This is a genomic window from Streptomyces vastus (assembly GCF_039532825.1).
Classification (GTDB): domain Bacteria; phylum Actinomycetota; class Actinomycetes; order Streptomycetales; family Streptomycetaceae; genus Streptomyces; species Streptomyces vastus.
In genome coordinates this window covers 243,128-266,690 of record NZ_BAAASJ010000043.1, presented here as the reverse complement: position 1 = coordinate 266,690, position 23,563 = coordinate 243,128, and the positions used below count along the sequence as shown (strand labels likewise).

The 23,563-nt window shown below is 69.6% G+C and carries 19 protein-coding genes, 1 pseudogene and 1 riboswitch; of the genes and pseudogenes, 15 read left to right on the top strand and 5 right to left on the bottom strand.

The window, feature by feature from the left end:
* The first annotated feature begins 74 nt into the window (after nucleotides 1-74).
* From qcrC to ABD357_RS22495, 5 genes are all read left to right on the top strand, one after another.
* The gene (qcrC, locus tag ABD357_RS22515) at nucleotides 75-884 is read left to right on the top strand and encodes a cytochrome bc1 complex diheme cytochrome c subunit (protein ID WP_344392394.1); all 810 of its coding nucleotides are present in this window, start codon (nucleotides 75-77) and stop codon (nucleotides 882-884) included.
* Nucleotides 881-1,939: a cytochrome bc1 complex Rieske iron-sulfur subunit gene (qcrA, locus tag ABD357_RS22510; RefSeq protein WP_344392392.1), complete on the top strand. Its 1,059-nt coding sequence runs from the start codon at nucleotides 881-883 to the stop codon at nucleotides 1,937-1,939. Before qcrC ends, qcrA begins: the two co-directional genes overlap by 4 nt.
* Nucleotides 1,936-3,561: a cytochrome bc1 complex cytochrome b subunit gene (gene qcrB, locus ABD357_RS22505; protein ID WP_344392390.1), complete on the top strand. Its 1,626-nt coding sequence runs from the start codon at nucleotides 1,936-1,938 to the stop codon at nucleotides 3,559-3,561. Before qcrA ends, qcrB begins: the two co-directional genes overlap by 4 nt.
* A 121-nt stretch (nucleotides 3,562-3,682) precedes the next feature.
* Nucleotides 3,683-4,747, top strand: coding sequence for an anthranilate phosphoribosyltransferase (gene trpD, locus ABD357_RS22500; protein ID WP_344392388.1), 1,065 nt, complete (start codon nucleotides 3,683-3,685; stop codon nucleotides 4,745-4,747).
* A 448-nt stretch (nucleotides 4,748-5,195) separates the two neighbouring features.
* Nucleotides 5,196-5,312, top strand: a riboswitch (SAM riboswitch).
* Between the two features lie 39 nt (nucleotides 5,313-5,351).
* The gene (locus ABD357_RS22495) at nucleotides 5,352-6,743 is read left to right on the top strand and encodes an aminotransferase class V-fold PLP-dependent enzyme (protein WP_344392387.1); all 1,392 of its coding nucleotides are present in this window, start codon (nucleotides 5,352-5,354) and stop codon (nucleotides 6,741-6,743) included.
* On the opposite strand, the pseudogene ABD357_RS22490 reads toward ABD357_RS22495, so the two are convergent.
* The 3 genes and pseudogenes from ABD357_RS22490 to ABD357_RS22480 all read right to left on the bottom strand — a co-directional run.
* Nucleotides 6,674-7,571, bottom strand: a pseudogene (locus ABD357_RS22490) (glycerate kinase); the annotation flags it as partial. The gene ABD357_RS22495 and the pseudogene ABD357_RS22490 overlap by 70 nt on opposite strands.
* Nucleotides 7,572-7,668: 97 nt before the next feature.
* Nucleotides 7,669-7,950 (bottom strand): Lrp/AsnC family transcriptional regulator, encoded by a 282-nt coding sequence (locus tag ABD357_RS22485; protein WP_165266566.1) that lies wholly within the window; start codon nucleotides 7,948-7,950, stop codon nucleotides 7,669-7,671.
* Nucleotides 7,947-8,678 carry a rhomboid family intramembrane serine protease gene (locus tag ABD357_RS22480; RefSeq protein ID WP_344392385.1) on the bottom strand — a complete coding sequence of 244 codons (732 nt, stop codon included), beginning with the start codon at nucleotides 8,676-8,678 and terminating at the stop codon, nucleotides 7,947-7,949. The genes ABD357_RS22485 and ABD357_RS22480 overlap by 4 nt, the downstream gene beginning before the upstream one ends.
* A gap of 159 nt (nucleotides 8,679-8,837) precedes the next feature.
* On the opposite strand from ABD357_RS22480, the gene ABD357_RS22475 reads away from it, so the two are divergent.
* From ABD357_RS22475 to ABD357_RS22450, 6 genes are all read left to right on the top strand, one after another.
* Nucleotides 8,838-9,077 carry a hypothetical protein gene (locus ABD357_RS22475; protein ID WP_033327390.1) on the top strand — a complete coding sequence of 80 codons (240 nt, stop codon included), beginning with the start codon at nucleotides 8,838-8,840 and terminating at the stop codon, nucleotides 9,075-9,077.
* Between the two features lie 34 nt (nucleotides 9,078-9,111).
* Nucleotides 9,112-10,461 carry an NYN domain-containing protein gene (locus ABD357_RS22470; RefSeq protein WP_344392383.1) on the top strand — a complete coding sequence of 450 codons (1,350 nt, stop codon included), beginning with the start codon at nucleotides 9,112-9,114 and terminating at the stop codon, nucleotides 10,459-10,461.
* Between the two features lie 352 nt (nucleotides 10,462-10,813).
* Entirely contained in the window at nucleotides 10,814-11,845 is a 1,032-nt protein-coding gene (locus tag ABD357_RS22465; RefSeq protein ID WP_344392382.1) for a C40 family peptidase, read from the top strand.
* A gap of 30 nt (nucleotides 11,846-11,875) precedes the next feature.
* Nucleotides 11,876-12,919 carry an alpha/beta hydrolase family protein gene (locus tag ABD357_RS22460; RefSeq protein WP_344392381.1) on the top strand — a complete coding sequence of 348 codons (1,044 nt, stop codon included), beginning with the start codon at nucleotides 11,876-11,878 and terminating at the stop codon, nucleotides 12,917-12,919.
* A 315-nt stretch (nucleotides 12,920-13,234) separates the two neighbouring features.
* The gene (locus ABD357_RS22455) at nucleotides 13,235-14,263 is read left to right on the top strand and encodes a C40 family peptidase (protein WP_344392378.1); all 1,029 of its coding nucleotides are present in this window, start codon (nucleotides 13,235-13,237) and stop codon (nucleotides 14,261-14,263) included.
* Nucleotides 14,264-14,326: 63 nt separating this feature from the next.
* Nucleotides 14,327-15,496: a hypothetical protein gene (locus tag ABD357_RS22450; RefSeq protein WP_344392441.1), complete on the top strand. Its 1,170-nt coding sequence runs from the start codon at nucleotides 14,327-14,329 to the stop codon at nucleotides 15,494-15,496.
* On the opposite strand, the gene ABD357_RS22445 is transcribed toward ABD357_RS22450, so the two are convergent.
* Entirely contained in the window at nucleotides 15,484-16,725 is a 1,242-nt protein-coding gene (locus tag ABD357_RS22445; RefSeq protein ID WP_344392377.1) for a glycosyltransferase 87 family protein, read from the bottom strand. The two genes, ABD357_RS22450 and ABD357_RS22445, sit on opposite strands and share 13 nt — an antisense overlap.
* 458 nt (nucleotides 16,726-17,183) lie before the next feature.
* Here ABD357_RS22445 and ABD357_RS22440 point away from each other — a divergent pair, with 458 nt between their 5' ends.
* The gene (locus ABD357_RS22440; protein ID WP_344392375.1) at nucleotides 17,184-18,326 is read left to right on the top strand and encodes a glycosyltransferase family 4 protein; all 1,143 of its coding nucleotides are present in this window, start codon (nucleotides 17,184-17,186) and stop codon (nucleotides 18,324-18,326) included.
* 59 nt (nucleotides 18,327-18,385) lie between these two features.
* Complete coding sequence (locus ABD357_RS22435; protein WP_486389226.1) at nucleotides 18,386-20,008, top strand: GMC oxidoreductase; 1,623 nt, start codon at nucleotides 18,386-18,388, stop codon at nucleotides 20,006-20,008.
* 22 nt (nucleotides 20,009-20,030) lie between these two features.
* Here the strand turns inward: ABD357_RS22435 and ABD357_RS22430 are convergent, their stop codons facing one another.
* Nucleotides 20,031-21,827, bottom strand: coding sequence for an AMP-dependent synthetase/ligase (locus ABD357_RS22430; protein ID WP_344392372.1), 1,797 nt, complete (start codon nucleotides 21,825-21,827; stop codon nucleotides 20,031-20,033).
* Between the two features lie 305 nt (nucleotides 21,828-22,132).
* Here ABD357_RS22430 and ABD357_RS22425 point away from each other — a divergent pair, with 305 nt between their 5' ends.
* Nucleotides 22,133-22,924, top strand: coding sequence for a metallophosphoesterase family protein (locus tag ABD357_RS22425; RefSeq protein WP_344392371.1), 792 nt, complete (start codon nucleotides 22,133-22,135; stop codon nucleotides 22,922-22,924).
* A 122-nt stretch (nucleotides 22,925-23,046) separates the two neighbouring features.
* Entirely contained in the window at nucleotides 23,047-23,487 is a 441-nt protein-coding gene (locus tag ABD357_RS22420) for an SRPBCC family protein (protein WP_344392368.1), read from the top strand.
* Nucleotides 23,488-23,563 lie beyond the last annotated feature (76 nt).

Here is a 23,563-nt window from a genome sequence, read left to right as displayed (position 1 = left end):
GCCCGCTCCCGAGCGCCCCACAGGCGCACATCCCAGAAGCATCGACGCAGAAGATCCTGACACCGGGGTAATCCGTGAAAAAGCTCTCCGCACGACGACGCCATCCGCTGGCGGCGGTCGTCGTCCTACTCATCGCGCTGGCGGCCACCGGGGGGATCTACACCCTGGTCGCGCCCCCGGACAAGGCCGTGGCCGATGAGACCGCCCAGACCCTCACCATCGAGGAGGGCCAGAAGCTCTACGCCGTCGGCTGCGCCAGTTGCCACGGCACCGGCGGTAAGGGCACCACCGACGGGCCGAGCCTGGTGGGTGTGGGCGCCGCTGCCGTGGACTTCCAGGTCGCGACCGGCCGTATGCCGGCGCAGCAGCCCGGCGCTCAGGTGCCGCAGAAGAAGAACATCTACTCGCAGGCCGAGATCGACCAGCTCGCGGCGTACATCGCCTCGCTGGGTGCCGGTCCCTCCGTGCCGACCGAGAACCAGTACAGCCCGGAGGGCGCGGACATCGCCAAGGGCGGTGAGCTCTTCCGTACCAACTGCGCGCAGTGCCACAACTTCACCGGCAAGGGCGGCGCGTTGACGAACGGCAAGTACGCCCCGACGCTGGAAGACGTCGATCCGAAGCACATCTACGAGGCCATGCAGACCGGCCCGCAGAACATGCCGTCCTTCCCCGACACCACGCTGACGGAGAAGAACAAGAAGGACATCATCGCGTACCTGGACGAGGTCAACAGCGACAAGTCGGAGAGCCCCGGCGGACTGGAACTGGGCGGCCTCGGGCCGGTCAGCGAGGGCCTGTTCGGCTGGATCTTCGGTCTCGGTGGACTGATCGCCGTCGCCGTGTGGGTCGCCGCCCGGACCGCAAAGGCCAAGAAGTCATGAGTAGCCAAGAAACTCCAGAAGAGAACCTGCCCGCTGAGCAGGCCGCCGACAACGGCGGGGTAGCCGTCGCCGACGAGAAGCACCCGTTCGCGGACCCGGGACTGCCGCCCCACGAGCACCGCATCCAGGACATCGACGAGCGGGCCGCCAAGCGGTCCGAACGTACGGTCGCCCTGCTGTTCACGGTGTCGATGCTGTCCACGGTCGCCTTCATCGCCGCGTTCGTGGCGATTCCGGTCGACAAGTCGATCTACGTCTGGCCGCTCGGCCACATCAGCGCGCTGAACTTCGCGCTGGGCATGACCCTCGGCAGCGCGCTGTTCTGCATCGGTGCGGGCGCGGTCCACTGGGCCCGCACCCTGATGTCCGACGTGGAACTCGTCGACGAGCGGCACGCGATCGAGGCCACGCCCGAGGTCAAGGCCAAGGTCATGGAGGACTTCCGGCAGGGTGCCAAGGAGTCCGCGCTCGGCCGCCGCAAGCTGATCCGCAACACGATGCTCGGCGCGCTGACCCTGTTCCCGCTGTCCGCCGTCGTCCTGCTGCGCGACCTCGGTCCGCTGCCGGAGGACAAGCTGCGGCACACGCTGTGGGCCAAGGGCAAGCTGCTCGTCAACATGAACACGAACGAGCCGCTGCGTCCCTCCGACATCGCGGTCGGTTCACTGACCTTCGCCAAGCCCGAGGGCCTGGAGGAGCACGACCACGATTTCCAGAACGAGATCGCCAAGGCGGCCCTGATGATCGTCCGGCTGCAGCCGGACGACATCAAGGACAAGCGCGAGCTCGAGTGGTCCCACGAGGGCACCGTGGCGTACTCGAAGATCTGCACCCACGTCGGCTGCCCGATCTCCCTGTACGAGCAGCAGACGCACCACGTCCTCTGCCCCTGTCACCAGTCCACCTTCGACCTCTCCGACGGTGCCCGAGTGATCTTCGGCCCCGCTGGTCACGCCCTGCCGCAGCTGCGCATCGGCGTGAACGACGAGGGCTACCTTCAGGCGCTTGGCGACTTCGAAGAGCCCGTCGGTCCTGCTTTCTGGGAGCGCGGATGAGCACTTCAACTGACGATCGCCGCAAGGCACCCGCGGGCGAGCGGGTCGCCGACTGGGCTGATGGCCGCCTCGGCATCTACGGCCTGGCCAAGGCCAACATGCGCAAGATCTTCCCGGACCACTGGTCCTTCATGCTGGGTGAGATCTGCCTCTACAGCTTCATCATCATCATCCTCACGGGTGTGTATCTGACGCTGTTCTTCCACCCGTCGATGAACGAGATCGAGTACCACGGCAGTTATGTGCCGATGCAGGGCCAGCTGATGTCGGAGGCGTACGCCTCCACGCTGGACATCAGCTTCGACGTCCGCGGCGGTCTGCTGATCCGGCAGATCCACCACTGGGCGGCGATCATCTTCCTGGCCGGCATGTTCGTGCACATGATGCGCGTCTTCTTCACCGGCGCCTTCCGCAAGCCGCGTGAGATCAACTGGCTGTTCGGCTTCCTGCTGTTCGTGCTGGGCATGTTCACCGGTTTCACCGGCTACTCGCTCCCGGACGACCTGCTCTCCGGCACCGGTGTCCGCTTCACCCAGGGCGCGATCCTGGCCACGCCGATCGTGGGCACGTACATCTCGATGTTCCTGTTCGGCGGGGAGTTCCCGGGCGGCGACTTCGTCGCGCGGTTCTACTCGATCCACATCCTGCTGTTGCCCGGCATCATGCTCGGGCTCGTGGTCGGCCACCTGATCCTGGTCTTCTACCACAAGCACACGCAGTTCGCGGGTGCCGGCCGGAGCGACAAGAACGTCGTCGGGATGCCGCTGCTGCCGGTCTACATGGCCAAGGCCGGAGGCTTCTTCTTCCTGGTCTTCGGGTTCATCTCCGCCCTCGCCGCGGTCGCGTCCATCAACCCGATCTGGAATCTGGGTCCGTATCGCGCGGACCAAGTGTCCACGGGCGCCCAGCCCGACTGGTACATGGGCTTCGCCGAGGGACTGATCCGCGCCATGCCCGGCTGGGAGATCAATTTCGCCGGCCATACGCTCGTCCTGGGCGTGTTCATCCCACTGGTGCTCTTCGGTCTCTTCCTCGGAGTGATCGCGCTCTATCCCTTCATCGAGTCCTGGATCACCGGGGACAAACGCGAGCACCACATCCTGGACCGGCCGCGCAACGCCCCGACCCGGACGGCCTTCGGTGTCGCGTGGATCACCGCGTACATGATCATGCTGATCGGCGGTGGCAACGACATCGTCGCCACGCACTTCCATCTGTCGATCAACGCGGTCACCTGGTTCGTCCGGATCGGGTTCTTCGCCGGGCCGGTCGTCGCGTTCATCGCCACCAAGCGGATCTGTCTCGGCCTCCAGCGCCGCGACAAGGACAAGGTGCTGCACGGCCGCGAGTCGGGCATCATCAAGCGCCTGCCGCACGGTGAGTTCATCGAGGTCCACGAGCCGCTCAGCCAGGAGCAGATGCATGTGCTCACGGCGCACGAGCAGTACAAGCCGGCCGAGATCGGCCCGACGGTCGACGAGAACGGCGTCGAGCGCAAGGTGAAGGCTCCGCAGAAGCTGAGGTCCAAGCTGAGCAAGGCGTACTACGGCGAGGACAGCCAGATTCCCAAGCCGACCGCCGAGGAGTACCGAGAGATCACGAGCGGCCACGGCCACCACTGATCTCTGATCGTTCGCCACGGTAAGAGCCCCGTCCATTGCCTGGACGGGGCTCTTTGCCGTCCCCGGGGCTGGATAGGGTGGGTGCCAACCTTTCGGGACGTACGACGACCAGGAGCGGCTGATGAACGCTGTGACCCCCGCTGGAGGCGACACCGCGGCGGGCCGTTCCTGGCCCGCGCTGCTGAACGGACTGCTGGACGGGCGCGATCTGAGCGCGGACGACACCGCCTGGGCCATGGACCTGATCATGCGCGGCGAGGCGACCGACGCCCAGATCGCCGGGTTCGCGGTGGCGCTGCGGGCCAAGGGGGAGACCGTCGGCGAGATCACCGGGTGCGTTCGGGCGATGTACGAGCACGCGAACGTCATCCAGGTACCGGGGGAGACCGTCGACATCGTCGGTACGGGTGGCGACGGGGCCAGGACGGTCAACATCTCCACCATGTCCGCGATCGTCATCGCCGGTACCGGCGCGAAGGTCGTCAAGCACGGCAACCGGGCGGCGTCGTCTGCCTCCGGGGCCTCGGACGTACTGGAGAAGCTGGGCGTCAACCTGGAGCTGACGCCGAAGCGGGTCGCGGAGGTGGCCGAGGAAGCCGGGATCACTTTTTGCTTCGCGGCGAAGTTCCACCCGGCGATGCGGCACGTGGGCGCCGCGCGGGGGCAGCTGGGTATCCGGACGATCTTCAACTTCCTCGGGCCGTTGACGAATCCCGCCCGGGTGAAGGCGCAGGCCGTCGGAGTCGCCGACGCGCGGATGGCGCCCATCATGGCCGGAGTGTTCGCCGAGCGCGGCAACTCGTCCCTGGTCTTCCGCGGCGACGACGGTCTCGACGAGCTGACCACCACGTCCACGTCGCGCGTCTGGGTGGTACAGGACGCAAAGGTCCACGAGGAGACGTTCGATCCGCGGGATGTGGGCATCGAGTTGGTCCCGGTGGAGGCGTTGCGAGGCGCTGACGCCTCGTACAACGCGGACGTGGCGCTGCGCTTGCTGAACGGGGAGACCGGGCCTGTGCGGGACGCTGTGCTGCTGAACTCGGCGGCGGCGTTGGTGGCGCTGACACCGGGTTCCGGTCCGCTCGCGGACCAGCTTCGTGAGGGGATGGCCAAGGCGGGGGAGGCCATTGACTCCGGGGCGGCGAAGCGGACCCTGGACCGCTGGGTGGCGGTCAGTAACGGCTGACGCTGGGTTGTTTGTCGGGTGCGGGTGCGGGTGCGGGTGCGGGTGCGGGTGCGGGTGTGTGGGTGGGTGCGGGGCCGTGGGCCGGTGCGTCAGCCCGTCGCAGGCCGGGCATACGACGCACCGGCCCACGTCCCCTCCCGCCGGTGGGAAGCTGCGGGCAGTTGGGGATGCGGGTTTGCCTGGGGCGCGTGCTTTCTCCGGGCGCGGTGAGCCGCAGGCTTTGGCTTTCAGGGGCGCGGGGCTGTGACATCAGCGGCTCCGCCGCGGGGCGCGAGCAGCCACAACGCACCCGCAGCCGCGACACGCGGTGTCACTCCCACCCCCTGGCGGGGGACCTGGGGCGCAGCCCCCAGTTTCGGGAAGGGGCGGGGCCGGGGAAAGAAACCCCCGGTCCGGGATCCGGACCCGAGTTGCATCCCGTCGAACAGGTTGCGTATGTTCGACGACAGGTCATGAGTGACAGCCAAAAGGCCCCGGCCGGCTGTCCGGCAACCCTCCGTCCGTGGCGGGGTGCCCCGGGTGAAGACCAGGTCGTAGGCAGCAAGGCCTGCGACAAGCGCGGACCCCTCGCACAGACCAGGGGTCCTGGTCTTGAGGGAGTGTCATGTCTGTCTCCACCGCTGTCGCCGAGCAATCCGTCGCCGAGCCGCTGCCCGTTCTGGGACGGGACGTCACCGTCCCGCTCGTCACCGGTGGCGAGGTCACATACGCCGCACTCGACTACGCCGCCAGCGCCCCGGCACTCCAGCGGGTCTGGGACGACGTGGCCGCGTACGCGCCGTACTACGGGAGCGTGCACCGTGGGGCCGGGTACCTGTCCCAGCTGTCCACCGACCTGTTCGAGAACGCCCGGAAGGCCGTCGCCGAGTTCCTCGACTGCCGGGACGAGGACCAGGTCGTCTTCACCCGGTCCACCACCGACTCGCTGAACCTGCTCGCCGCTGCCCTCCCCGCCGACTGCCACGTCCACGTCTTCGAGACCGAGCACCACGCCTCACTGCTGCCCTGGCGGGAGGCCCGCGTCACGTATCTCGACGCGCCGCGCACGCCCGCGCAGGCCGTCGCCACCCTCGAGCGCGCCCTCGCCGAACGCGACCCCCAGGGACCCGCCCTCGTCTGCGTCACCGGTGCCTCGAACGTCACCGGCGAGCTGTGGCCCGTACGCGAACTCGCCGCCGCCGCGCACGCGCACGGTGCGCGGATCGTCCTCGACGCCGCCCAGCTCGCGCCCCATCACCCCGTGTCCGTAAGGGAGTTGGACGTCGACTGGGTCGCCTTTTCGGGGCACAAGCTGTACGCGCCCTTCGGAGCGGGTGTGCTCGCCGGGCGTTCCGACTGGCTGCGCGCCGCCGAGCCGTACCTCGCGGGTGGCGGTGCGAGCCGGAAGGTGTCGCGGCGCGGCGACGGGGGCGTGGACGTCGAGTGGCACGACAGCGCCGCACGGCACGAGGCCGGGTCGCCCAACGTCATCGGCGCCTACGCCGTCGCCTCCGCCTGCAAGGCCCTCACCGAGGCGGGGTTCGACGCGCTTGTGGCCCGGGAGCAGTACCTGATCGACACCGTCCGGGCCGGACTCGCCGAAGTTCCGGAGGTCCGTGTCCTGTCCCTCTTCGGGGACGACGCGGCCCGCGTCGGCGTCATCTCCTTCGTCGTCGACGGGTGGAACAGCTCACACTTCGCCGCCGCGCTCTCCGCCGAGTACGGCATCGGCGTGCGCGACGGGCTCTTCTGCGCCCACCCCCTCCTGCGTACCCTCCTCGGCAGCGATCCGCAGAGCCAGGGCGAGTGCGGCGCCCCCGATGCCGCGCCCGGCGAGAAGTCCCTCAACGCGATCCGGGTGAGCTTCGGGGCGGGGACACCGGACGAGCATGTGGAGCGGTTCGTGGTCGCGGTCAAGGACCTGGTGAGGGACGGCGCGCGATGGAACTACCGTACGGAGGACGGGCGTTGCGTCCCGGACACCTCCGCCGGCACGTCTGCCGGAACCTCCGCGTGAACCGGTAGCCGGGCTCCCAGCAGGATCATCCGCAGAGCCCGCTCGGTCGCGTCCGTGAGGAGTTCGCTGCTGCGGACCAGTGCCTCGGCGAGGGCCATCGGGGCGGGCAGGATGCCGGTGAAGGCGTCCACGCCGGCACGGTGTGCGCGCCTTCGCCGAGCGTGCCCGCGAGGGCGAGGACCGGGCGGCCGTGCAGTTTGGCGCGGCGGGCCACCTCCGCGGGTACCTTGCCGCGCGGTGTCTGGCGGTCCAGGGCGCCCTCGGCGGTGAGGACCAGGTCGGCGCGGGCCAGGCGGGCGTCCAGGTCGAGGTGGTCGAGGAGGACCTCGAAGCGGGGGAGGAGGCGGGCGCCGAGGGCGGCCAGGCCCGCGCCCAGGCCTCCGGAGGCGCCGGTTCCGGGACCGCCGCACAGGTCGGAGGTGACCGCGAGGTCCCGCTTGAGGACGTACGCCCAGTTCTGCAGGGCCGCCGACAGCTCCTCGACCTGCGCGGGGGTCGCGCCCTTCTGCGGGCCGAAGACCCGCGCCACGCTGCGCTCGCCGCACAGCACGTTGTACGGGTTGCAGGCGACGAGCAGCTCCACCCGGGAGAGGCGGGGGTCGAGTCCGGAAGGGTCGATCCGGTGGAGGCGGTTCAACTCCCGCCCGCCATGCGGAAGTTCGAAGCCGTCCGCGTCGAGCAGCCGGGCGCCGAGTGCCTGGAGCGCGCCGGCGCCCCGTCCGACGTACCGGAATCGCCGCAGCCCACGAGGATCCGTCGTACGCCCGTGTCGAGGGCGGCGGAGATCAGTTCGCCGACGCCGTACGTGGTCGTGGCGCCCGGGTCGCGCATGGCTCAGATCCTGCGGGCGGAATCCGTCACGGAGGATGAGTCCAAGATGAGGAACTCTTCATCCAGTGGCTGGACGAGAGCGGCCGTACGATCCTCAGCTGTCCAGGCCGATGGCGAACGCGGCCTCCAGGTCATGCTGGGAGTACGTACGGAACGCCACATGCGTGTCCGTGCCCTCCACCCCCGGAATCTTGCTGATCTGCCCGGGGATGATGTCCGCCAGATCGTCATGGGCCTTCACCCGGACCATGGCGATCAGATCGTACGTACCGGTCACGGAGAAGACCTCACTGACGGAGTCCAGCGCCGCGATCGACTCGGCGATCTCAGGAATCCGGTCCACGCTGGTCTTGATGAGCACGATCGCGGTGATCACGGCTGGTTTTCTCCCTCGGTGGCCGTCGCTGGGGATTTCACTTTAGCCGTCCAGCGGTAGCGCACCCACGCATAGCCGAAGCCGAACGAGAACCCCAGCAGGTGGGCCAGATAGGCGACCCCCGGCCCCCGGGTCTCACGGGTCGCCGCCAGCCACTGGAGAGACACCCAGAACGGCAGGACCACCCAGGCCGGGAACCGCAGCGGCAGGAAGAACAAGAACGGGAAGAGACTGGTCACCCGGGCTTTGGGGAACAGGTAAAGGAACGCGCCGAGGACCGCGGAGATCGCCCCGGAGGCGCCGACCAGGGTCTGTCCGGAGTCGGCGTGGGCGGCCGCGTAGCCGAGCAGGGCGAGGCAGCCGCAGCCCAGGTAGAAGAGGGCGTACGCGAGGTGGCCCATCCGTTCCTCGGCCATCGCACCGAAGACGAAGAGGAAGAGCATGTTGCCGAGGAGATGCAGCCAGCTGCCGTGCACGAAGAGCGCCGTGGCCGGGGTGAGGGCGGCGCGCGGCGCCCCGCTGAACAGCTCTACGGGCACGACACCCCAGCGCGCGAAATAGGCCCGCTGCGCGGAGAGGAGCTCGTCACCGGTGCCGTACACGGGGTTGAGACCCGAGGCCGGGCCGACCAGGAAGATCAGACAGCACAGGGTGATCAGTGAGTGAGTCACCGGTGCGGACTGATTCCGGGCCGCCCGGACGAGGGCCGTACCCCAGGTGCCGATCATGGTCAGATCATGACGTAACCGGACCAGACGGCACAGAGTGCCTCGCCGTCCCCCGCTGACGGGCGTCGACTACACGCCAGGCCGTAGGGTTACGAGCCAACAAGCTCCGGGGCTGCCCGGCGCGGCACGAAAACTTGAGGAAAGCGAGCGACTGCGACGATGACGGTTCCCCTGCCGACCGCCGAGACCCGGTGGCGCTGCACGCTCTGCGGCAATCTCACGCGCTTCGACGTGACCCGTTCGTCGAAGGTCGTGGAGTACGTGCACCTCGATCTGGCCGGTGAGCCGAAGGTCGAGGAGCGGGAGGTGGTCAGTGAGACCATCGAGTCGGTGCGCTGCCGCTGGTGCAATGCGGTGGATCAGGTGGAACTGGTGGACAGGCCGGGCGCCGGCTCCTGAGGGAGCGGGCCCCGTCGAGGTATTGGGGTGACCGATGGTGGAGACCACAGGCGGGGAGCCGGCCGACGGCGCCGCTGAGGTGCTCGACCGTCCGATGCCCGACGGAGTGCGCCGCAAGGTCGTACAGATCGTCTCGGACGGCTTCGGCGGGCTGACGGTCGCCGAGCTGCCCGCCCAGCTGCGGCAGTACGCCCGCTTCACCCCGACCCGCCGCGCCAAGTTCGCGGGGAACGCCATGGCGGCGGCCCTGGAGACCGATCCGCTCTTCCGGCAGCGGATCGGCGAGCGGCTCAGAGAGGCCCAGCCGGAGCTCTGCGGCGCCCTCGACTCGGGTTCGCCGCCCCCGGCCGCGGACCCGCTCGATGTGGCGGCTGCGGCCTATGTGCTCCGGCCCACGGGCTGGGTGAAGCTGGTGACCGCCGCGGGCGAGGAGGCCCAGCGGGCGGACGCCGAGCGCGCCGACGAGGAGAACCGCGCCGAGCTGGAGCGGCTGCGCCAGGAACTCGCCGAGGCCCGCGGCCAGACCCGGGCCGAGACCGAACGGCTGCGCACGGAGCTGGAGTCGGCGAAGAAAGAGGCCGAGTCGCTGCATCGCAAGCTGCGCTCTGCCCTCAGCGACGTCAAGCGCGGCGAGGCCGCCCTGCGGAAGCTACGGGGCGAGATCGAGTCCGTACGGGCCGAGGGGCAGGCCCAGGTGTCGGCCGCCGAGAGCGAGAGCCGGCGGCTCAAGGCGCGGCTCGGAGAGACCGAGGCCGCCCTGGAGGCCGCCCGCAGAGCGGCGCGGGAGGGCCGCAGCGTCGAGGACATGCGCGTACGGCTGCTGCTCGACACCGTGCTCGACGCGGCACAGGGGCTGCGGCGCGAGCTGGCCCTGCCGCCCGTGTCGGTACGGCCCGCGGAGACGGTCGACGCGGTCGAACCGGGACGGATGACCCCGAAGGACATCGCGGCCCGCGCGCTGTCCGAAAACGATCCCGCGATCCTCGACCAGTTGCTCGCGCTGCCGCAGGCGCATCTGGTCGTCGACGGCTACAACGTCACCAAGACCGGCTATCCCCAAATGCCGCTGGAAAAGCAGCGGTTGCGACTCCTCGGCCAGCTCTCGCAGCTCGCCGCGCAGACCGGCGCCGAGGTCACCTGCGTCTTCGACGGGGCCGAACTGGCCGCGCCGGTACTGCTCGCGCCACCGCGGGGTGTGCGGGTGCTGTTCTCCAAAGCGGGCGTCACCGCCGATGAGTTGATCCGCCAGCTGGTGCGCGCCGAGCCGCCCGGGCGGCCCGTCATCGTCGCCTCGACCGACCGCGAGGTGGCCGACGGAGTGGCCAAGGCGGGCGCGCGACCGGTGGCTTCCGCTGTGCTCCTCAAGCGATTCTCGCGGGGTTGAGCCGGGCCCGTTCGGGCAGGCGACCCGGCCGTCTCCAGCACGGCAGAGCTTCTGCGGCGTACGTCCCATGAAGACCATAGATCCCAATCGCAACCTCTGTACTGCTTGCCTGAATTGGCATGGCCTTCACGCAACGTAATGTCAAGCATGCATTACCGCATGTGAGTTCGGGGTAAAGAAAACGCCCGGTAGCCGAGATTTTTCCTGCAAGGATTTGATCTGATCACAGGAGGATCACTAGGGTCTGGCCTCGAACCCCCACTCGGGCGATCACTCATTGGGAGTGACGGTGGAGGGGCACCGCCAACCGGTGTTCTCGGTGGCGGCTGAGGTAATGAAGGAGCTCGCCCACGTGGCGTCCCACCGTCGACCTAAGCAGCCGAGCCGCACCCGCGTGACCGTGCTCACCACCGCTGCCGCTGCTGCCGTGGCCCTCACTTCGCAGGCGGCCAACGCCGCGCCCGGCGAGAAGCCGAGCAAGGACGAGGTCAAGTCCAAGGTCGACAAGCTCTACCACGACTCGGAGCTGGCCACCGACAAGTACAACGGGGCCAAGGAGAAGCAGGACAAGCTCGAGAAGGAGATCAGCGATCTCCAGGACCAGGTCGCACGCGGCCAGGGCGATCTCAACGAACTCCGGGACGGCCTCGGCCTGATGGCCAGCTCCCAGTACCGCTCGGGCGGCATCGACCCCTCCGTGCAGCTGTTCCTCTCCTCCGACCCGGACGACTACCTCGACAAGGCGTCCGCGATGGACCAGCTGAGCTCTCAGCAGGTCGAGACGCTGAAGAAGGTCCAGGAGAAGCAGCGCACGCTCGCCCAGCAGCGCAAGGAAGCCGCCGAGAAGCTCAAGGACCTCGCCGACACTCGCAAGACCCTGGGCGAGAAGAAGAAGGAGATCCAGGGCAAGCTCGCCGACGCCCAGAAGCTCCTCAACACCCTGACCGCCCAGGAGAAGGCGGATCTGGCCGCCGAGGAGCAGCGTGCCAGCCGCTCCGCCGGGGACCGCGTCGACCTCGGCAACGAGAAGCCGGCCTCCGGCCGTGGTGCCGCCGCCCTCGCCGCCGCCGAGACCCAGCTCGGCAAGCCGTACGTCTCCGGTGGCAGCGGCCCCAACTCCTACGACTGCTCCGGGCTGACCCAGTGGGCCTACGCCCAGGCCGGGGTGTCGATCACCCGGACCACGTACACGCAGGAGAACGACGGCACGAAGATCGGCCGCGGCGAGCTCGCGCCGGGCGACCTGGTGTTCTTCAATAACCTCGGGCACGTCGGCCTGTACGCGGGCAACAACACGATCATTCACGCCCCGAAGCCGGGCACCGTCGTCCGCTTCGAGTCGATGAACACCATCGGCACCTTCCAGTTCGGCGTACGCGTCTGATCCCCTCGCGCTCGGGCGATACTGGGCCGCATGCGGATGCTGGGCACGGCCCGTGCCGCCGCAGGGCTGGCACTGGCCCTGGTGGCGGCGGTCGGCTGCACCGGAAGCGATGACGGCGACGAGGCCGGGCGTACGAATCCACCGGCGTCGACCCGCGCGGCGAGCGAGGCCCCCAGTGCGACGCCCAGCCCGAGTCCTTCGCCGGCGAACCCCGTGTCGATCCCGGGCCTGATCGCGCGCAAGCACCAGGGCTCCGATCTCCGGCTCGGCGAAGTACGCGCCCGGACCGGTGCCTACACCAGCTACACGGTCACGTACGAGGCGAACGGGCTCACCATCTCGGGCCTGATGAACATCCCCCGAGGCAAGGGCCCGTTCCCGGCGCTGGTGCTGGCCCACGGCTACGTCGACCCGGCCGTCTACACCACCGGGCGCGGCCTTGCGCGGGAACAGGACCTGCTGGCCCGTAACGGCTACGTGGTGCTGCATACCGACTACCGCAACCACGCGGGCTCGGACAAGGACGCCGACAACGACGTGAACCTCCGCCTCGGCTACACCGAGGACGTCATCGGTGCCGTCATGGCGCTGCGTTCGTCCGGCCGGCCGGAGATCGACGGGGAGCGGATCGGCCTGCTCGGACGGTCGATGGGCGGCGGCGTCGTCTACAACACGATGGTGGTGGCACCCGGCCTCGTCGACGCCGCGGTGGTCTTCGCGCCCGTGAGCTCACGTCCGGCCGAGAACCTCGACCACTTCCAGCGCCGTAACGGCGACCCGATCGTCGCCGAGATCGAGGAGAAGCACGGAACCCCCGAGGAGAACCCGGAGTTCTGGGAACAGGTCTCGCCGCTCACCTACGTCGACCGGGTGACCGAGCCGCTGCTGCTGCACCACGGCACCGCCGACGACACCTGCCCGATCGCCTGGTCGGAGCGGACGGTCGCCGACTTCGAGGCGGCGGGCAAGAGCGTCGAGTTCGTGAAGTACGCCGGTGAAGGGCACACGTTCGCGCCCCGGTGGCAGGACTCGATGGACCGGACGATGGCGTTCTTCGAGCGGCACCTGCACTGAGCGCTCCGCTGGAAGTGCAGTGATGAGGCTGCGGGCCGGTGGGGGCTGGTCGCGCAGTTCCCCGCGCCCCTTATGGGGCGCGGTAACCGCACCGGACGTCACCAAGGCTTCTGAGGTCGGGGCGCCACCCGTCCGAACGGGGGAATTCCGCCGCCCCCCACCGACCGTACGTCCCGCCGATGACCTGCGTCTGAGGCGGGCCGTCACGGTGCGTGCACGCCGAGGGCTTTGTTCGTTGTGTAGTCGCGCGGCTACTGTCTGGCGCGCTTCCCCCAACTCAGGGGGTTCCGTCAGCGGAAGGGAGAGCGGCTTCCCGTGGGGTCACATCGCCGTCCCGCACCATCCGGTCTCGACCGGGGCGCCCGCAGCGCCACCCTTTGCGTACTGTCTGCCGCGGCAGCGGCCGTCGGCCTCGTTCCCGCCGGTGCCGCACCGTCCGCACCGTCTGCGCCGCAGGACGACGCACGCGCCGAGGTGGACCGGCTGTACGCGGAGGCCGAGCGGGCCACCGAAGCGCACAACAAGGCCGGCGAGCGCGCGGACACCCTGCGCGAGAAGGTGACCACGGCCCAGGACCGGCTCGCCCGCCAGCAGGAACGCATCAACACCATGCGGGACGCGCTCGGTTCGCTCGCCGGGGCCCAGTACCGCTCCGGCGGTCTGGACCCCACCCTGGCGCTGATGTTTTCCGGCGACCCCGACGACTACCTCGACAAGGCGGCCGTACTCGACCGCATCGGCGCCCGCCAGGCCGGAGCGCTCAGAGACCTCCGCACCGCCATGAGGCAGCTCTCCCAGGAACGCCAGGAAGCCACCCGCGACCTCACCGAGCTGGAGAAGAGCCGCGTGGCCGTGGCCCGCCACAAGCGCACCGTCGAGCAGAAGCTTGCCAAAGCGCGGCAGCTCCTCAACGCGCTGCCGGACGAGGAGCGCGCCGCCTACGACCGGGCTTCCCGTTCCGGCCGCGTCCCCGACCTCGGCGGCGCCGTCCCGCCCTCCGCACGCGCGGCAGCCGCCGTCGCCGCGGCCCGCTCGGCCGTCGGCCGCCCGTACGTCTGGGGCGCCAACGGGCCCACCGGCTTCGACTGTTCGGGCCTGATGCAGTGGTCGTACGCGCAGGCCGGCGTCGGTCTGCCGCGCACCTCACAGGCCCAGGCGTACGCGGGACGCCGGGTGCCGCTCTCGCAGGCGCAGCCCGGCGACCTGGTCACGTACCGCAGCGACGCCAGCCATATCGGGATGTACATGGGCAACGGACAGGTGGTCCACGCGCCCCACCCGGGCGCTCCCGTGCGCTACGACCCCGTCGGCATGATGCCGATCTCGTCCGTGACGCGCCCCTGACCGCGCGGCGCCAGGCCCGTACGATCGGGACTTGTGGCTGGTCGTGGGCGTGCGCCGTGGTGGATGATCGGGCTGTTGCTGGCCGGTCTCGTGGCCTGCGGTTCCACGGGCTCCGACCCCGCTGCCACGGACGTCCAGTGGCTGCTCGACCGGCGGGCGAGGGCGGTGCTCGACGGCGACGGCAGCGCGTACGTCACGACGTGGGTGCCGAGCGGTCAACGGGCCGCCGCCCGCACCGAGTTCGAGCGGCTGCAAGCCCTGCCGCTGGAGTCCTGGTCCTACCGGGTGACCGGCTTCCACCGCTCCGGCGACCGCGCCACGGCCGAAGCGGACCTCCGCTACCGCATAGCCGGCTACGACAGGGCGCCCCTGGTCGCCGCCCGCACCCTGAGCCTGAGACGCGCCGACGGCCACTGGTACGTCGCCTCCGACCGGCCCGCCGAGGACGCCAGCGAGCAGCTGTGGGAGCAGGGGGCCGTCGAGGTCGTACGCGGGCAACACAGCCTCGTCCTCGGCGTGGGGCAGACGGCCGAGGCCCTGCGCGGGTACACCGAACTGGCCGACCGAGCGGTGCCGTCAGTCCGGGAGGCGTGGGGCGAGGAGTGGTCGGAGCGGGTCGTCGTCCTCGTACCGAAGTCGCTGGAGGAGATGGCGGAGCTGCTCGGGGCGCCCGCGTCCGGATACCGGGGGATAGCGGCGGTCACCACCGGCGAGGCGGGCGGCGCGGCGAAGGCGCCCGCGGACCGGATCGTGGTCAATCCCGACGCGTACGCCGTCCTCGGTGCCTTCGGCCGGCAGGTCGTCCTCACCCATGAGACCACCCATGTCGCGACCCGCACACAGACCACGGCGGCCACCCCCCTGTGGCTCTCCGAGGGCTACGCGGACTGGGTCGGCTACCGCGGTACCGGCCGCACCCCGGCACAGGTCGCCCCCGAACTGCGCAGCGCGGTGCGCGAAGGGCGGATTCCCGGCGGGCTCCCGACCGACAGGGATTTCGAGTTCGGCGGTGAGCCGGGCGAGCTGGCGCAGGCGTACGAGGCCGGCTGGATGGCCTGCCGACTGATCGCGGAACGGTGGGGCGAGGTCCGCCTCGGCGAGTTCTACCGTGCGGTGGGTGCGCACGGGACGCGCGAGGGTGCGGTGGGGGCCGCGATGCGGGACGTGCTGGATACGACCCCGGAGAAGTTCACCGAACAGTGGCGGGCGTACCTCAGCTCTCAACTCGGCTGAATCAGCTGCTCGGTACGGGGCGGGGGCGCCTGGCCGGGCTCCGGAGCCGGGGTCGCGTGGGGCACCGTGTCGCGCCAGAGGCGTATCGCCGCGACGGCCGTCGCGGCGAGCAGCAGGCCGTTGCGTGCGAAGAGGAGAGCGATGCCCAGGGCATCGCTGGCCACGACGTTTGCGAACCAGAGAGGGAACTCCAGGACCGTCAGGAAGGCCGCCGCGAGGAGCAGGACGGTCGGCAGCGGCATCCGGCTGTCGCGGCAGACCAGGCAGACGGCGGCGAGGCCGATCAGCCACACCAGGTACTGAGGGCTGATCACCCGGCTGGTGACCGTGAACAGGAGCACGGCCACGAACGCGGCGTCCGCGAGCGTGTGAGGTGCGAATCGCCTGGCGCGCAGCCGCCACAGCAGGAGCCAGCCGAAGGCGAGCACGGTCAGCATGAGAGCCGCGGTGCTCACGACGCCGACGTACGGGCCGACGAACTCCACGGAGCCGTAGTTGAGCAGCACCTCGCCCTCCCAGCCGAAGTGCCGGGCGACGTGGAAGACGAGGGCACCGAGGGACTCGACCTCGGTGCCCCGGTCGCGCTGTGCGGTCATGAACGCGAAGGCGCCGGGCATGGTCATCGTGAACACCAGCGTGATCGCCACGGCCGTCACCGCCGCAGCGCCCCAGGGTTTGCGTTTCGTGGTGCCCACCAGCAGCAGCACCGGCCACACCTTCAGGAGCGCGCCAAACGCCGCGAGCGCACCCAACAGCCGCGGCCGCCGCAGCCCGGCGACCAACGCCGCTACGGCGACGGCCGTCACCATCACGTCATAGCGGGCGTACACCGTCGGACCGAGCAGGGGCACACCCAGCGTCCACACCCAGGCGCCGCGCGGGCTCTGGCCGGGGCGCCGGCCCGCGTAGTGGAGCAGAGCGAGGACGCACAGGTCGGCGAGGCAGACGAGGACGAAGAACGCCGAGGCGTAGTCGAGGAAGGGCAGCAGCGCGGGGGAGAGGATCGGGAGTGCGGCGGCGGGCGGGTACTGCCAGGCCACGTCGCTCAGCGGAAAGGTGCCGTCGCGCAGGGTGTGATACCAGCCCTGGTAGATCCCCGAGACGTCGCTGGTGACGTCCGGACCCGGGAACACGACCATCTTGAAGACGAAGAGGAGCAGCAGCAGTCTGGTCAGGCACCAGGCCGCGAGCAGCCCGTACGGAATCCTTGTCGCCCTTGCGCCTGCCATGGCCACCCAGTTCTCTTCGTGCGGATCCCGTGCATGGCCATGATGACGTGTTTTCGGCTGCGGGTACGCGGGGGCTGGTGGGAGGGGTTTCTTTCCCCAAGCCCGCCCCTTCCCGGAACTGGGGGCTGCGCCCCCAGGCCCCCGCCCAGGGGTGGGTGGTGACACGCCGTGTCGCGGCTGTCAGTTCGTCGTGGCTGGTCGCGCAGTTCCCCGCGCCCCTGAAAAACCAAAGCCTGCGGCTCGCCGCGCCCGGAGAAAGCACGCGCCCCGGGCAAACCCGCACCCCCAACTTCCCGCAGCTTCCCACCGGCCCACGGCCCCGCACCCACCACGAACCCAGGGGCGCGGGGACTGCGCGAGCAACCACGACGCACCGGCAGTCGCCCATGAACCGAACCCGCCACCCCCCGTAGGCGCCCCGCCCAACGGCCGGAGGCAACCCGCTACTGTCAATCCCGATGCACAAGACCCTCATCGTGACCAACGACTTCCCGCCCAGACCCGGCGGCATCCAGGCCTTCCTGCACAACATGGCCCTGCGCCTGGATCCCGACCAGCTCGTCGTCTACGCGTCCACGTGGAAACGTGGACGCGCCGGCATCGAGGCAACCGCCGCCTTCGACGCCGAGCAGCCCTTCACCGTCGTACGCGACCGCACGACGATGCTGCTGCCGACGCCGGCCGTCACCCGGCGGGCCGCAGGGCTGCTGCGGGGACACGGCTGTACGTCGGTGTGGTTCGGCGCGGCGGCTCCGCTCGGCCTGATGGCGCCCGCACTGCGCAAGGCCGGTGCCGAGCGCCTTGTGGCCACCACGCACGGCCACGAGGCGGGCTGGGCCCAGCTGCCCGCCTCGCGCCAACTCCTGCGCCGTATCGGCCAGTCCACGGACACGATCACCTACCTCGGCGAGTACACCCGTTCACGGATCGCCACCGCGCTGACGCCCGAGGCGGCGGACCGTATGGTCCAACTGCCGCCCGGCGTCGACGAGAAGACCTTCCACTCCGGTTCGGGCGGCGACGCCGTACGGGCCCGCCTCGGCCTCACCGACCGCCCGGTCGTCGTCTGCGTCTCGCGCCTCGTCCCGCGCAAGGGCCAGGACACGCTCATCCTCGCGATGCCGCGCATCCTCGCGAACGAGCCGGAGGCCGTCCTGCTGATCGTCGGCGGCGGACCGTACGAGAAGGAGCTGCGCAAGCTCGCGTACGAGACCGGGGTCGCCGACTCCGTGCACTTCACCGGCGCCGTGCCCTGGTCCGAACTCCCCGCCCACTACGGCGCGGGCGACGTCTTCGCCATGCCCTGCCGGACCCGCCGGGGCGGGCTCGACGTGGAGGGCCTGGGCATCGTCTACCTGGAGGCCTCCGCGACGGGCCTGCCGGTCGTCGCCGGCGACTCCGGCGGCGCGCCGGACGCGGTGCTGGACGGCGAGACCGGCTGGGTCGTCCGCGGCGGCTCCCCCGAGGCGGCAGCCGACCGCATCACCACCCTCCTCGGCGACGCGGAACTCCGTCGCCGGATGGGGGAGCGGGGGCGGCAGTGGGTCGAGGAGACGTGGCGCTGGGATCTGCTGGCGGAGAAATTGAGGACGTTGCTGTAGCGGGAGCCCTAGGCGGAACGGAAAAATCCGCACATGCTGCGCACATGACAGTAAAACTGATGCAGCATCAGCTGACAAGACGTCAGGTCCTGGGGATGGTGGCTCTCCAGACCGCCGCCGCCTCCGGTCTCACCCGCATTGGTCTGCAGTCGGCCTCGGCCGCCGAACCGGCCGCCGTCGACCACGCTCCCGCCATCGTGATCGGCTCGGGCTACGGCGGTGCTGTCGCCGCCCTCCGCCTCGGTCAGGCAGGCATCCGCACGATCGTCCTCGAGATGGGCCGGCTGTGGAACACGCCGGGCTCCGACGGCAAGGTCTTCTGCTCCACGGCCGCCCCCGACCAGCGGTCCATGTGGTTCCGCACGCGCACCGAGGCGCCGCTCGCCACCTTCCTGTGGCTGGACGTCGTCAACAGGGACATCAGCCGGTACCCCGGGGTCCTGGACCGCGTGCGCTTCGCCAACATGTCCGTGTTCGTCGGCCGGGGCGTCGGGGGCGGTTCGCTCGTCAACGGCGGCATGGCGGTCACCCCGCGCCAGTCGTACTTCGCCGAGCAGTTCCCCACCGTGGACGTGAACGAGATGTACGGCACGTACTTCCCGCGCGCCCGGTCCGTGCTCGGCGTCAACTCCGTCGACCCCGCCTGGTTCGAGTCGACGGAGTGGTACCAGTTCACGCGTGTGTCCCGTAAGCACGCTCAGAACACCGGCCTGCGGACCACCTTCGTGCCGAGCGTCTACGACTTCGGCCACATGCAGCGCGAGGCGGCCGGTACGGCGACGAAGTCGGCGCTCGCCCAGGAGGTGATCTACGGCAACAACCACGGCAAGCGCAGCCTGGACAAGACGTATCTGGCATCGGCGCTCGGCACCGGGAACGTCACCATCCACACCATGGAGAAGGTGAGGGCCATCAGCCGGGCGAGCGACGGCACGTACGTCCTGACCGCCGACCGCATCGACGCCACCGGCACGGTCGTCGAGACCAAGCAGTACGGCTGCACGTACCTCTTCCTCGGCGGCGGCAGCCTCGGCACCACCGAACTCCTCGTCCGCGCGCGGGAGACAGGGACGCTTCCCGTCCTGGACGCGAGCGTCGGCAGCGGCTGGGGGACCAACGGGAACGTGATGCTCGGGCGGGCCAACCATCTGTGGGACACCGTCGGGGCCAACCAGTCCACCATGCCCGTCATGGGCATCGACGACTGGGCCAACACCGCCAACCCCGTCTTCGCCGAGATAGCCCCGCTGCCCACGGGCCTCGAGCACTGGGTCAGCCTCTATCTGGCGATCACCAAGAACCCGCAGCGGGCGTCGTTCTCGTACGACAGCGGCACCGGCGGGGTGAGGCTCGGCTGGACGGCCGCCCAGAGCGCGGTCTCCGTCTCCATGGCCAAGAAGCTGTTCGACCGGATCAACTCCGCGAACTCGACGATCTACCGGTACGACCTGTTCGGCTCGTCCAGCAAGGTCTTCGCCGACGACTTCACGTACCACCCGCTCGGCGGCTGCGTGCTGGGCAGGGCGACCGACAACTACGGCCGGGTGAAGGGGTACTCGAAGCTGTACGTCACCGACGGCTCGCTCGTGCCCGGGTCGATCGGAGTGAACCCGTTCGTGACGATCACCGCGCTCGCCGAACGGACCATGGCGCGGGTCCTCGCCGAGGACACCGCGCCATGAGCCGTCGTACGACCGGGGTTGGCTACTTCTGGTAGAGCGCCTCGATCTCGTCCGCGTAGTCCTTCGCCACCACGTTCCGCTTGAGCTTCAGGGACGGCGTCAGGTGGCCCGACTCCTCCGTGAACTGGGAGGACAGAATGCGGAACTTCCGCACCGATTCCGCCTTCGACACCGCGGCGTTGCCGTCGTCGACCGCCGACTGGATCGTGGCCAGCAGGTCCGCGTCCTCGTGCAGTGACGCCGCGGTGGAACCCGCCGGCTTGCCGTGCTCGTCGGCCCAGCGGCCCAGGAACTCATCGTCCAGGGTGATCAGCGCGCCCACGAACGGCCGCCCGTCGCCCACCACCATGCATTCCGCGACCAGCGCATGCGCGCGGATACGGTCCTCGATCACGGCCGGAGCGACGTTCTTGCCGCCCGCGGTGACGATGATCTCCTTCTTGCGGCCGGTGATCCTCAGGTACCCGTCCTCGTCGAGCGTGCCGATGTCCCCGGTGTGGAACCAGCCGTCGGCCAGTGCCTCCTCGGTCGCGCCCTCGTTGTTCCAGTACTCCTTGAACAGGTGCTCGCCGTGCAGCAGCACCTCACCGTCGTCCGCGATGCGGATCACGGAGCCGGGCAGCGGCTGACCGACCGTACCGATCTTCTGCCGGTCCCAGGGGTTGAAGGCCGTGGCCGCGCAGGACTCGGTCAGTCCGTAGCCCTCCAGGACCGTGAAGCCGATGCCGCGGAAGAAGTGTCCGAGCCGTTCGCCCAGCGGGGCGCCGCCGGAGATCGCGTATTCGCCCTTGCCGCCGAGTACCGCGCGCAGCTTGCTGTAGACGAGTTTGTCGAACGTTTTGTGCTTGATCTTCAGACCGAGCGACGGGCCCGACGGGGTGTCCAGGGCCTTGCTGTACGCGATCGCCGTGTCCGCCGCCTTGTCGAAGATCTTGCCCTTGCCGTCCGCCTGCGCCTTGGCCCGCGCCGAGTTGTAGACCTTCTCGAAGACCCGCGGCACACCGAGGATCAACGTCGGCCGGAACGAGGCCAGTTCGTCGGTGAGGTTCTTGATGTCCGGGACGGTGCCCAGCTTGATCGGCGCCATCATCGGCGCGACTTGCACGAGCCGCCCGAAGACATGGGCGAGCGGCAGGAAGAGGAGGACCGAGCACTCGCCCGTACGGAACAGGGGCCGCAGCCGCTCCACGATGTTGCCGCACTCGGCGAAGAAGCTGCGGTGGGTGAGCACGCAGCCCTTGGGGCGGCCGGTGGTTCCGGAGGTGTAGACAATCGTCGCAGGGTCGTCAGCCTTGGCCCGCGAACTGCGCTCCTCGACCGTCTCGTCGGCGACGGCCTTGCCCGCGCGGCCCAACTCCTCGATGCCGCCCGCCTCGATCTGCCAGACGTGTTTCAGCTCGGGCAGCCGGTCGCGCACCGACTCGACGGACGCGGCGTGGGAGTCCAGCTCCACGATGCAGGCGGTAGCGCCGGAGTCACCGAGGATCCACTGCACCTGTTCCGGCGAACTCGTCTCGTACACCGGCACGGTGACCGCGCCCGCGCTCCAGATCGCGAAGTCCAGCAGCGTCCACTCGTAGCGCGTACGGGACATCAGGCCGACCCGGTCGCCGGGCTGCACCCCCGACGCGATCAGGCCTTTGGCGGCGGCCTGCACCTCGGCGAGGAACACGGTCGCTGTGACATCCGTCCAACTGCCGCCCACCTTGCGGGCGATGACCGCGACATCCGGATGCTGCGCGGCGTTTCTGCGGACGATGTCGGTCAGATTGCCGTCCGCAGGGACCTCGTACAAAGCCGGAAGGCTGAACTCGCGCAAGACTGCTGCTCCTCATAGGGCGCCGACGCCACGACCTCGTGTGTTGCGACGGAGCGGTCCAAGGCTCGGGCGGGTACTCGGGGAATCAGTTGTTGAAACCCTGAGCACACTGGACTGCCCGGACGTTACCCGCCAGTACCACCTCTACGACAGGGGGGTCCGGGGAGATGTTCCCTGCGTCACAACGGTGTCACGCGTTCGGACGTTCTCCGACGAGCGTAGTCCAGTCTGCGCCGGCCCACGAAGTCACCGCAGGTCCGACCACGTCTACACACGTTTGCTTCACACGCTTACCCTTGATCGCCATGGCAGGCACACAAGGCGGCACCCCCAGGACGCGGATCCACGTCGTCAGCGACATCCATGGAAACGCCCGTGACCTGGCAAGAGCCGGCACCGGCGCCGACGCCCTGATCTGCCTCGGCGACCTCGTCCTCTTCCTCGACTACGCCGACCACTCGCGCGGCATCTTCCCCGACCTGTTCGGCACCGAGAACGCGGACCGCATCGTCGAGTTGCGCACCGCCCGCCGCTACGAGGAGGCGCGGGAGTTCGGCAGCCGGCTCTGGGCGGGCGTCGACCGCGGCTCGGCCATCGAGAAGGCCGTACGCAAGCAGTACGCCGAGTTGTTCGCCGCGTTCCCCACGCCGACGTACGCCACGTACGGCAACGTCGATATGCCGGCCCTGTGGCCCGAGTACGCCGGACACGGAACCACCGTGCTCGACGGCCAGCGTGTCGAGATCGGCGGCTGGACCTTCGGCTTCGTCGGCGGCGGCCTTCGCTCGCCGATGCGGACGCCGTACGAGATCAGCGACGAGGAGTACGCTGCCAAGATCGAGGCCCTCGGCGAGGTCGACGTCCTGTGCACACACATCCCGCCGGAGGTCCCCGAGCTCGTCTACGACACGGTGGCGCGGCGCTTCGAACGGGGCAGCCGGGCACTGCTGGACGCCATCCGGCGGACCCGGCCGCGGTACTCCCTCTTCGGGCACGTCCACCAGCCGCTGGTGCGGCGGATGCGGCTCGGGACGACCGAGTGCGTCAACGTCGGGCACTTCGCGGGATCGGGGAAGCCGTGGGTTCTGGAGTGGTGAGGGCTCCCGGCGACGGGTGGCCTGCCGGCACGCGGTAGCCTTCACGCTGCATACGCAGGTAAGCACCTTGAGCACCGAGAAACACCCCTCTTGTCCGGACCGCAACTGGAGGAGCCACGGCGATGGCGGAACACACCAGCTCGAGTATCACGATCGAGGCGGCACCGGCCGACGTCATGGGAGTGATCGCCGACTTCGCGCGCTACCCGGACTGGACCGGCGAGGTGAAGGAGGCGGAGGTGCTCGCCAGCGACGAGCAGGGCCGCGCCGAGCAGGTACGCCTCGTCATGGACGCCGGCGCCATCAAGGACGACCAGGTACTGGCCTACACCTGGACCGGCCCCCACGAGGTCTCCTGGACCCTCGTCAAGTCCCAGATGCTGAGGTCCCTCGACGGCTCGTACATCCTGAAGCCGGCCGGCTCGGGAGCCACCGAGGTCACGTACAAACTGACGGTAGACGTCAAGATCCCCATGCTCGGCATGATCAAGCGCAAGGCAGAAAAGGTCATCATCGACAGGGCACTGGCGGGCCTGAAGAAGAGGGTGGAGACGGGTGAGTAGCCCGGCTGTGGGCAATCGTTCCGCAGGGCGATGGGGGTCCCCCCGCTCGAGCGAGGCCCAGAGTGGGGGAGGGTGG